This is a genomic window from Bradyrhizobium sp. 2TAF36, from assembly GCF_052114925.1.
Taxonomy (GTDB): Bacteria; Pseudomonadota; Alphaproteobacteria; order Rhizobiales; family Xanthobacteraceae; genus Bradyrhizobium; species Bradyrhizobium barranii.
The window spans coordinates 1-9515 of sequence record NZ_JBFRFR010000151.1; the positions used below are offsets into that span (position 1 = coordinate 1).

The following is a 9515-nucleotide window of genomic DNA, read 5'->3' on the forward strand; positions in this document are numbered from 1 at the left end:
TGGAGGCGCCCTTCACCGCAACCGGCCACGTCACGACGTCGAGCACGTCGTCCATCCGCGCGGGCTTCAGAAAGTCCAGATGCATCGAGCGCACCACGAAGGCAAAGCCCGCGCCCTCCGTTTCGACCTGGTCGAACAGCGCCTGCTGCTCGGCGCCCATCAGCCGCAGATGATTGGTGCGCCCGCGCTCCATGTAGCGGAGATAATTGGCGTGATAGACGATGCCGGAAAAATCCGTGTCCTCGTAGTAGACGCGGACCTGCATGTGATGGCGGCCGTCGCGGATCTCGCCGTCGAGATGGGCTGTCACGTCGCGAGCCTCTTCGCTTTTTGCAACCGACCCGTTTTGCGCAAAAACAGCCGGCCGCGCAAGCGCAGGTTATGCCACGGCCGGCGTCCTTCCCAGCGTCACTTCGACGATTTCAGGCGGCACGCCGACGCGGACCGGCATGATGCTGCAGCCGAGGCCGCCGGAGACGATGACGTCGCATTTCAGCCGGAAGTGACCATAGGCGAGCCGCACGCCGTGCTGAGGCGAAACAGCCGGCGACCAGCCGAACAGGCGGACCTGGCCGCCATGGGTATGGCCGGACAGTTGCAGCGCGACGCGCGCGGGTACGAGCGGCGCGATATTGGGCTCATGGGCGAGCAAGATGACCGGCGCATCGTCGGTGACCTTCGCCAGCGTGCCCGCGAGATCGTCGGCGCCAAGCCGGTGCACGCGGCCATAGCGCTTCGCGGGATAGTAGGCGAGCTGATCGCCGAGGCCCGCGAGCCAGAAGGAGCGTCCGTCCTTGGTGAGACGCACGACGTCGTTCTCGTAGACGGGAATACCGGCCGCCTCCAGCGCGCGATGGGCGGCTGTCGGCCCGTGCCCGGCCTGCTGCACGGCCCTGTCCACCCAATAGTCGTGATTGCCCATGACGGCATGGACGCCGAGCGGTGCCTTGAGGCCCGCGAGCACCTTGGCCCATTCGCTCGACGGAATGATGCGCGTGACCTGGTGAACACCCGCGACATAGTCGCCGAGCAACACGATGACATCGGCGTTGAGCGCATTGGTGCGATCGACGATGCCCTCGATCCGCTCCAGCGACATCCAGGGATCGCAGGCATGAATGTCGGTGACGATGGCGATCTTGAGCGGAAAATCCGCCGGCCATTGCCGCGGGGTCGGGTGATAACGGGTGACGCGGAGCCGCAGCGGCTCGACGCCGACGCCATAGGCCGCGGTCGAGACGCCGAGCGCGGACAGGCCGCCGATGGAACGGATGAGATGACGACGCGTGATCATGGAAGCCCGATGGTGATGCAGCTTTGTGATGCGGTCCGATTGGAGCGGAATTGGGGTCCGCTCGTGCAGACGGCCTGCATTTGCGCGCAGACCGTTTGCACAAAGGTTACCGGAAGTTCATGACAACCGACGCACCTTGCATCAACGCAATCAGTCGTCGCTCTCATCCGTGCCGAACAGGCCGAACTGTGCCGCGGCATCGCGCGAGGGCTCGGCGATGCCGAGATGGCGGAAGGCGTGCGAGGTGAGCAGGCGGCCGCGCGGAGTGCGCTGGAGATAGCCGCACTGAATGAGATAAGGCTCGATGATGTCCTCGATCGCATCGCGCGGCTCGGACAAGGCGGCGGCCATCGTCTCGACGCCGACCGGGCCGCCACCATAGTTCTGCGCGATGGTGGTGAGATAGCGGCGGTCCATGGCGTCAAGGCCCGCAGCGTCGACCTCGAGCGCGCTCAGCGCATGATCGGCGATCTTGCGGTCGATCGAGGCGGCATCGGCGGCGGAGGCGAAATCGCGCACGCGGCGCAGCAGGCGGCCGGCGATGCGCGGCGTGCCGCGGGCGCGACGCGCGATCTCGTTGGCACCGTCAGCGCTCATGCCGACATTGAGCACGCGCGCGCCGCGGGTGACGATGCTTTCCAGCTCTTCGATGGTGTAAAAATTGAGCCGGACCGGGATGCCGAAGCGGTCGCGCAAGGGATTGGTGAGGAGGCCGGCGCGCGTGGTAGCGCCGACGAGCGTGAATTTCGACAGCTCGATCTTCACCGAGCGTGCCGCCGGGCCCTCGCCGATGATCAGGTCGAGCTGAAAGTCCTCCATCGCGGGATAGAGCACCTCTTCCACCGCCGGGCTGAGYCGATGGATCTCGTCGATGAAGAGCACGTCGAGCTCTTCGAGGTTGGTGAGGAGTGCGGCGAGATCGCCGGCCTTGGCGATCACCGGACCCGAGGTGGCGCGAAAGCCGACGCCGAGCTCCTTGGCGACGATCTGCGCCAGCGTGGTCTTGCCGAGGCCAGGGGGGCCTACGAACAGCACGTGATCCAGCGCCTCGCCGCGCTTGCGCGCCGCCTCGATGAAGATCGAGAGGTTCTTGCGCGCCTGCTGCTGGCCGACGAAGTCGGACAGCGATTGCGGACGTAGCGCGGTGTCGCCGACGTCATCGGAGCGGCGCTCGGGCGTGACGATGCGTGGGGGAGTGGTCATGCGGGCAGGATAACACGATGCAGCGGTTTCGCGAGCCACCAGCACAGGCTGGCCGGAATGACGGCGACGACGGCGAGCATCGCCGAAAGCTTCAGCGCCTCGGGCGCGGAACGGACACTCGGCACGATCACCGCCGAGGTTTCGGAGGGCACGACGAACATGCCAACCATGACGAAGCCGGCCGCGCCCACGGCCGCGGCGAGCCACGCCATCCAGATCATGTTGAGATCGGCGTAGACCGCCGCCAACGCAAATATCAGGCCGGCGACGACTGCAGGAAGGAACGAGGCGAGAATCGTGACGATGGCCAACAGCACGACCGCGATCGAAACCAGGGCACGCAGTGCTTCCAGTTCGAGGAACACGAGAAACATCTGCAGCACCGCGGCGCCGAGCGCCGTTACCGTCACAGCAATCAACGCGGCGGTCGTCAGCGGCCCGACAATGGAGAAAATCACGACGATACCGGCCACGCGCGAAAGGCGACGAAACAGGGCGGCGACGGGATTGGCGTGGGCCGCGCTCACTTCGACAGCTCCTTCAGGCCTAGCCGGATGAGTTGCGCGGTCTCGGCGCTCTCGCCCGCGCTGCGCGATGCGGATGCAATAGCGGCAGCCGCCTGCGGCTGGCCGTAGCCGAGATTGACCAGCGCAGAGATCGCATCTGCCACCGGGCGCGGCGCGCGCTGGTCGTCGACGGCGCCGGCGAGATGCACGACGGCGGGATCGACATTGGCGAAAGCAGGCGCCTTGTCCTTCAGCTCGGTAACGATGCGCTCGGCAACCTTGGGGCCGACGCCCGGCGTGCGTGCCACCGCGGCCTTATCGCGCAGCGCAATCGCGTTGGCGAGGTCGGAAGGCGCCAGCGTGCCGAGCACGGCAAGCGCGACCTTGGCGCCGACGCCCTGCACGGTCTGAAGCAGGCGAAACCATTCGCGCTCCTGGTCGGTGCGGAAGCCGAACAGTTTTATTTGATCCTCGCGGACATAGGTCTCGATCGACAGCACCGCGGCCTCGCCGGGCGAGGGTAGATGCTGCAGCGTGCGGGCCGAGCAATGCACCTGATAGCCAACGCCGCCGACGTCGAGGAGCACATAATCCTCGCCGTAGGAATCGATCAGGCCTTTGAGCTTGCCGATCATCTCGGGACCTCGGCTACGGCAGGCACTTCTCTCTCGTCATGGCCGGGCTTGACCCGGCCATCCACGCCTTTGACATCGGCGAGAAAGAACGTGGATGCCCGGGACAAGCCCGGGCATGACGCCGGCGATGCATGGCGATCGATCATATCCCCACCACCTTCAGCCTGAGCGCCGTGCTTTGGCGATGATGGGCGTGGGTAATGGCGATGGCGAGCGCGTCGGCGGCGTCCGCTGACGGCGGCTCGGCTTTCGGCAGCAAGATCTTCAGCATCATCGCGATCTGGTGCTTGTCGGCGTGGCCGGCGCCGACCACCGTCTTCTTGACCTGGTTCGGCGCGTATTCGGCGACGGTAATGCCGAACATCGCGGGCGCCAGCATGGCGACGCCGCGGGCCTGGCCGAGCTTCAGCGTCGCGACGCCGTCCTTGTTCACAAAGGTCTGCTCGACCGCGGCTTCCATCGGCTTGTGACCGGACAGGACGGCCGCAAGCCCCTCATGGATTGCGAGCAGCCGGCTCGCCAGCGGCAAATCGTCCGGTGGTTCCACCGAGCCGCAGGCGACGTAGATCAAACGATTGCCCTCGGCCTCGATCACGCCCCAGCCGGTGCGGCGSAGGCCGGGGTCGATGCCGATGATGCGAACGGGGCCACGAATCGGGAGCGCAGTCATGGGCCAGTGATAGCGGCTGGCTGCGGTGGGGGAAACAGAAACAGAACGGAAGTAACAGGGGAAGTGGGGTGTCGCGATTGGGTGCCCGCGATGACGACCACAAGACACGCGGTCATACCCCGCGAAAGCGGGGTATCCAGTACGCCGCGGCTTCTCCGTTTCCCTCTGACGTCTCTGGAATACTGGGTCGCCCGGTCAAGCCGGGCGACGACAGCAGAATCTGGGGCTGGTGGCGACCTCAGCCGCCCATCTTCGCCAACAGCGCGTCCGACACCTCGAAATTGGCGTAGACGTGCTGGACGTCGTCGTGCTCGTTGAGCAGGTCCATCAGCTTCAAAAGCTTCTCGCCGGTCTCGTCGTCGACCGCGACCGTATTCTGCGGCTTCCAGATCAGGGCGGCCTTGCGCGGCTCGCCGAACTTGGCTTCCAGCGCCTTGGCGACGTCGCGATAGCCTTCGGTCGAGGCGTAGATCTCGTGTCCGCCTTCGCTCGATACGACGTCGTCGGCGCCGGCCTCGATCGCGGCATCCAGCACGGCGTCGTCGGAGGCGACGCTGCGGTCGTATTCGATGATGCCGGTGCGGTCGAACATGAAGGAGACCGAGCCGGTTTCGCCGAGATTGCCGCCCGATTTGGTGAAGAAGGAGCGGATGTCGGAGGCGGCGCGGTTGCGGTTGTCGGTCAGCGCCTCGACGATGACGGCGACRCCGCCGGGGCCGTAACCCTCGTAGCGGATCTCGTCATAGTTCTCGCCCTCATTGCCGAGCGCCTTCTTGACGGCGCGCTCGATATTGTCCTTCGGCATGTTCTCCTGGCGCGCCGCGATGATGGCGGCGCGCAGGCGCGGGTTCATGTTGGGGTCGGGCGTGCCCAGCTTGGCCGCGACGGTGATTTCCCGCGCCAGCTTGCCGAACAGCTTCGACTTCTGGGCATCCTGCCGCCCCTTGCGGTGCATGATGTTCTTGAATTGGGAATGTCCGGCCATGCGTGTCTCGTCAGGAATCGTGCGCCAAAGGTGAGCGTGGGAAGCGCGGCCTTATAGGCCGCCAACCCACCGGAATGAAAGAGGCTCTACGACTTTAAGGTAATACCGTAGTGGCCCGTGCCCAAGAGTCGGGCATCAGTCAGGCACCGTTAACCCTGATTTCATTCCGGCTTGCGAAAATAGCAACCGCCCGTTCCCCGACAAGAGTGACCTGATGGCGTTCGCATTGTTCCGGAAGCGTCTGCCCGACTTGTCCGCGCCCGTGGCACCCCCACAGGCCGCGCCGTCGCCGGTCGATCCCGCGCCTGCCCCGTCGGCCGAGGGCGATTCCGCCAGGGAAATCCTGGAACTGCTGGAACTCGAGCTCGGCGCCATGATCCGCCAGCTCGAGCGGGCCGCCAATTCGGTCGCCGGCGGCGCGGAGGCGACCGCGGCAACGCTCGCGGATATTCGCGGGCGCACCGACGCCCTCACCGGCCGCACCAATGCGGCGCAATCGACCGCCTCCACCTTCGCCCACGCCGCCGACAAGTTCACCCAGTCCGCCCAAGGCATCGGCGCGCAGGTGCGCGAGGCCGGCAAGCTCGCCGACGAAGCCAGCGCTGCGGCGCAGGAAGCCCGCGCCAATGTCGACCGCCTGCGCGAATCCTCCGCCGCCATCGGCAATGTCGTCAATCTGATTGCGCAGATTGCGCGGCAGACGACGCTGCTCGCGCTCAACTCGACCATCGAGGCCGCGCGTGCGGGCGCGGCCGGCAAGGGCTTTGCGGTCGTCGCCACCGAAGTGAAGGCGCTCGCGGTGCAGACCCAGGGCGCGACGGAGGAGATCACCAGGAAGATCGACGCGCTTCAGCGCGACGCCGCCGGCTCGGCCGACGCCGTGCACCGCATCGCGCAGGCGATCGAGGCGATCCGCCCCGTGTTCGACACCGTCAACGGCGCGGTCGCCGAGCAGAATGCCACCACCAGCGAGGTCTCCGGCAACGCGGCAAGCGCGTCGCAGTTCATCATCTCGGTCGGCGAGAGCGCCGCCGAGATCGACGCCGCGACCAAGGCGGCCGAGACCCACGGCGAGAACGTCGCCAGCGCCGGCAAGGCCGTCACCACCTTCGCGCGGAAGCTGAAATCGCGCTGCGCGGTGCTGCTGCGCCAGAGCGAGCACGACGACCGTCGCAAGACCGAGCGGCTGCCCTGCCATCTCAAGTTCGAAACCGCGCGCGGCGCGTTGCAGGTCTACGAGATCGCGATGGACGGCGTGCTGATCGGCGGCGCGGAGGCGGCGAAGCTTGCCACGCAGGCCGTCGTCGACGGCACCCTCGAAGGCGTCGGCGCCTGCCGCCTGCGCGTGATCGAGCAGACCAAGGCCGGCGCCCGCGCGCAATTCGTCAGCCCCAATGCCGATCTCAGCGAGAAGATCGAAGACAGGCTCTGGTCGATCCACGAGGAGAACACCGAGTTCGTCACCCGCGCCATGGAAGCCGGCACCGCGCTGACCCGGATTTTCGAGCAGGCGGTTGCACGCGGCGAGGTCAGGATCGACGACCTCTTCGACACCGATTATGCGGAGATCGCCGGCACCAATCCGCAGCAATACCGCACGAAATATCTGGACTGGGCCGACCGCGCGCTGCCGCCGTTCCAGGAAGCCTTTCTCGCCAAGGAACCGCGCATGGCGTTCTGCGCCATGGTCGACCGCAACGGCTTCCTGCCGGTGCACAACAAGATCTATTCGCATCCGCAGCGGCCGGGCGACACCGCCTGGAACACCGCCAACAGCCGCAACCGGCGGATCTTCAACGATCCGGCGGGGCTCGCCGCCGCAAGCAACCTGCGCTCGTACCTGGTCCAGAGCTATGCCCGCGACATGGGCAACGGCAACACCGTGATGATGCGCGAGATCGACGTCCCGATCCGCGTGCAGGGCCGGCACTGGGGCGGATTCCGCACGGCTTACAAGCTGTAGTGCACGCTCAGGCAAGACGCCGGCCGCGAATCATCCTTTAAGGCTGGAATTGGAATGGGAATGCCGCGGAGAGCCGGCGCACGGCTCTGACTGGAGGACTCTCAAAACATGTCCGTCGCACAACTGGCAGTCCTGGACACCGGCTCCAACCGGACACTTGCCGAACGTCTGATCGACCAGCTCGCCGACCGCATCGGCGGCCTCGGCGTCGAGCTCGCCGACATCGCCGGTAACGTCCAGGAAGTCGCAAACCGCGTCGCGAACCAGTCCGAACGGTTCCATCACCTCCAGGAGACGGCCGAGACCATGGTCTCGGCCAATCACGATATCGCCAACGCATCGCAGGCGGTGCAATCGACCGCATCGGCGGCGGTCGGCGAGATCGCGCAGTCGCGCGGCGCGGTCGACACCGCAGTCAGCCACATCTCCGAGCTCGTCGCAGCCGTGGAGCGGATCGAGGCGCGCCTGAGCGCGGTCGGCTCGGCGCTGGCGCAGGTGGCAAAAGTGTCCGGCTCGATCGAGGCGATCGCGAAGCAGACCAATTTGCTCGCGCTCAACGCCACCATCGAAGCGGCCCGCGCCGGTAATGCCGGCCGCGGTTTTGCAGTGGTGGCAAGCGAGGTCAAGAATCTCGCGGAGGCTACCCGTGCGGCCACGCATCAGATCTCCGACACCGTGCGCGATCTCGACGGCCAGATCGAAGGCCTGATCGGCGAGAGCAGCGACGCCTCGCAACGCGCCAAGACTGCCGGCGAAGGCGCCCAGCAGATCTCCGGCATCATCTCGCGGGTCCAGCAGGGTTTTGCCTCGGTGGAAGCGGAGATCGACAGCGTCACGCGCGCCGCGACCTCCAATCTCGGCCATTGCGACACGGTCATCAGCGAGCTCAACGAGCTCGCCAAGGGCGTCGACCTGTCCTCGCGCGATCTCAAGAACGCCGATCAGCGCGTGACAAAACTGCTCGACACCTCCGAAGCGCTGATCGCAATGATCGCCGACAGCGGCGTGGAGACATCGGATGCGCCGCTGATCCGCGTCGTCGTCGAGACCGCAAAGCGGATCTCGGACGAGTTCGAGGCCGCAATCGACCGCGGCGAGATCACGCTCGACCAGCTCATGGACGAGAACTACCGGGAAATCCCCGGCACCGATCCCAAGCAATACAAGACCAACTACGTCGACTTCACCGACCGCGCGCTGCCCGCCATCCAGGACCCGATCCAGAAGTCAGACCCCCGCATCGTGTTCTGCGTCGCCTGGGCCAAGGGCGGCTATCTGCCGACCCACAACCCTAACTACCGCCTACCGCAGGGCAAGGATCCCGTCTGGAACAACGCCAATTGCCGCAACCGCCGCCTGTTCAGCGACCGCGCGGTGAGGAAAGTCGCGGCCAACACAAAACCGTTCCTGCTCCAGACCTATCGCCGCGACATGGGCGGCGGACAGTTCGTGCTGATGAAGGACCTGTCCTCGCCGATCGTGATCCGCGGCAAGCACTGGGGCGCCTTCCGGATGGGTTTTCGGCAGAGCTGACGCCCGCCGCGACGGCCGCGCCTGGCGTCCCTGAATCAAAAATCTGGAAAACAACCCCATGCACAGTAGGCGGGGCGTTGGGGAATCAATGGCTTGGATGCCTGATGAAGAGACTCACCTAGTGCGCCGACGAAGGTGCGTTCCCTCCCCCCTTGCGGGGGAGGGCTAGGGAGAGGGGTAGCTCAGGAAAAGGTACCGGTTTTTGGCGAGGCATCGGGCCTGCGTGTGAGCGACTCGAAAGAGTCCCCGTGTAGCACCCCTCTCCCTGCCCCTCCCCCGCAAGGGGGGAGGGAACGGAGAGAGCTGTGCCTTGCCGTCCGCCGAGCCTGATCGGACTTCAACTCATCACGCTGCACGCGTTGAATGTAGCCATTGCTCCGTCGGGCAAATAGGCGCATAATGCCATTATTCCGAAATTTTCACTCTCCCCTTCGCTTCTCCCCTTGTGGGAGAAGGTGGCGCGAAGCGCTGGATGAGGGGTCTCTATCGGCGGGCAAAGCTGCTTCGGAATGAGAGGATCATACGCGGAGACAGACCCCTCACCCGAGTGAGTCTGCGTCTACCGGTGTCGCTGCCCTCTCCCACAAGGGGCCTGTTGCGTTATCGGCTCTTGAGGCTGAAGACGTCAGGAGCGAGTGCCCTGGTCCCGGCAATTGCCTGGCAAGATCTGTAGTTGTCGCCCTGAGCGGGCAGCTCACGCGGCGATCGTGGCCCACCGCCTCATGT

Annotated in this window: 9 protein-coding genes; 2 read left to right on the plus strand and 7 right to left on the minus strand. The window is 65.8% G+C overall.

Going from position 1 to position 9515, the window contains the following annotated elements; genetic code table 11:
- From AB4Z51_RS42785 to AB4Z51_RS42815, 7 genes are all read right to left on the minus strand, one after another.
- On the minus strand, positions 1 to 265 hold a 265-nt coding region (locus AB4Z51_RS42785), incomplete at its 3' end, for a YbgC/FadM family acyl-CoA thioesterase (RefSeq protein WP_441499577.1).
- A gap of 114 nt (positions 266 to 379) precedes the next feature.
- On the minus strand, positions 380 to 1294 hold the full coding sequence (locus AB4Z51_RS42790; protein WP_166345069.1) for a metallophosphoesterase: 915 nt from the start codon (positions 1292 to 1294) through the stop codon (positions 380 to 382).
- A 150-nt stretch (positions 1295 to 1444) separates the two neighbouring features.
- The gene (gene ruvB / locus AB4Z51_RS42795) at positions 1445 to 2497 is read right to left on the minus strand and encodes a Holliday junction branch migration DNA helicase RuvB (protein WP_441499576.1); all 1053 of its coding nucleotides are present in this window, start codon (positions 2495 to 2497) and stop codon (positions 1445 to 1447) included.
- Positions 2494 to 3024, minus strand: a complete 531-nt coding sequence (locus AB4Z51_RS42800) for a hypothetical protein (protein ID WP_135214718.1) — start codon at positions 3022 to 3024, stop codon at positions 2494 to 2496. The genes ruvB and AB4Z51_RS42800 overlap by 4 nt, the downstream gene beginning before the upstream one ends.
- Positions 3021 to 3638 (minus strand): Holliday junction branch migration protein RuvA, encoded by a 618-nt coding sequence (gene ruvA, locus AB4Z51_RS42805; protein ID WP_063981036.1) that lies wholly within the window; start codon positions 3636 to 3638, stop codon positions 3021 to 3023. The genes AB4Z51_RS42800 and ruvA overlap by 4 nt, the downstream gene beginning before the upstream one ends.
- A 142-nt stretch (positions 3639 to 3780) precedes the next feature.
- A complete protein-coding gene (gene ruvC, locus AB4Z51_RS42810; RefSeq protein ID WP_028157463.1) occupies positions 3781 to 4308 on the minus strand; it encodes a crossover junction endodeoxyribonuclease RuvC in 528 nt (175 codons plus the stop codon).
- 238 nt (positions 4309 to 4546) lie between these two features.
- Positions 4547 to 5293 carry a YebC/PmpR family DNA-binding transcriptional regulator gene (locus AB4Z51_RS42815; RefSeq protein WP_135214717.1) on the minus strand — a complete coding sequence of 249 codons (747 nt, stop codon included), beginning with the start codon at positions 5291 to 5293 and terminating at the stop codon, positions 4547 to 4549.
- A gap of 214 nt (positions 5294 to 5507) precedes the next feature.
- Between AB4Z51_RS42815 and AB4Z51_RS42820 the strand changes: the two genes are divergently transcribed.
- Together AB4Z51_RS42820 and AB4Z51_RS42825 are read left to right on the plus strand one after the other, a co-directional pair.
- Positions 5508 to 7256, plus strand: coding sequence for a methyl-accepting chemotaxis protein (locus tag AB4Z51_RS42820; RefSeq protein ID WP_167768035.1), 1749 nt, complete (start codon positions 5508 to 5510; stop codon positions 7254 to 7256).
- A 108-nt stretch (positions 7257 to 7364) separates the two neighbouring features.
- Positions 7365 to 8789, plus strand: coding sequence for a methyl-accepting chemotaxis protein (locus AB4Z51_RS42825; protein ID WP_135214715.1), 1425 nt, complete (start codon positions 7365 to 7367; stop codon positions 8787 to 8789).
- Positions 8790 to 9515: the final 726 nt, after the last annotated feature.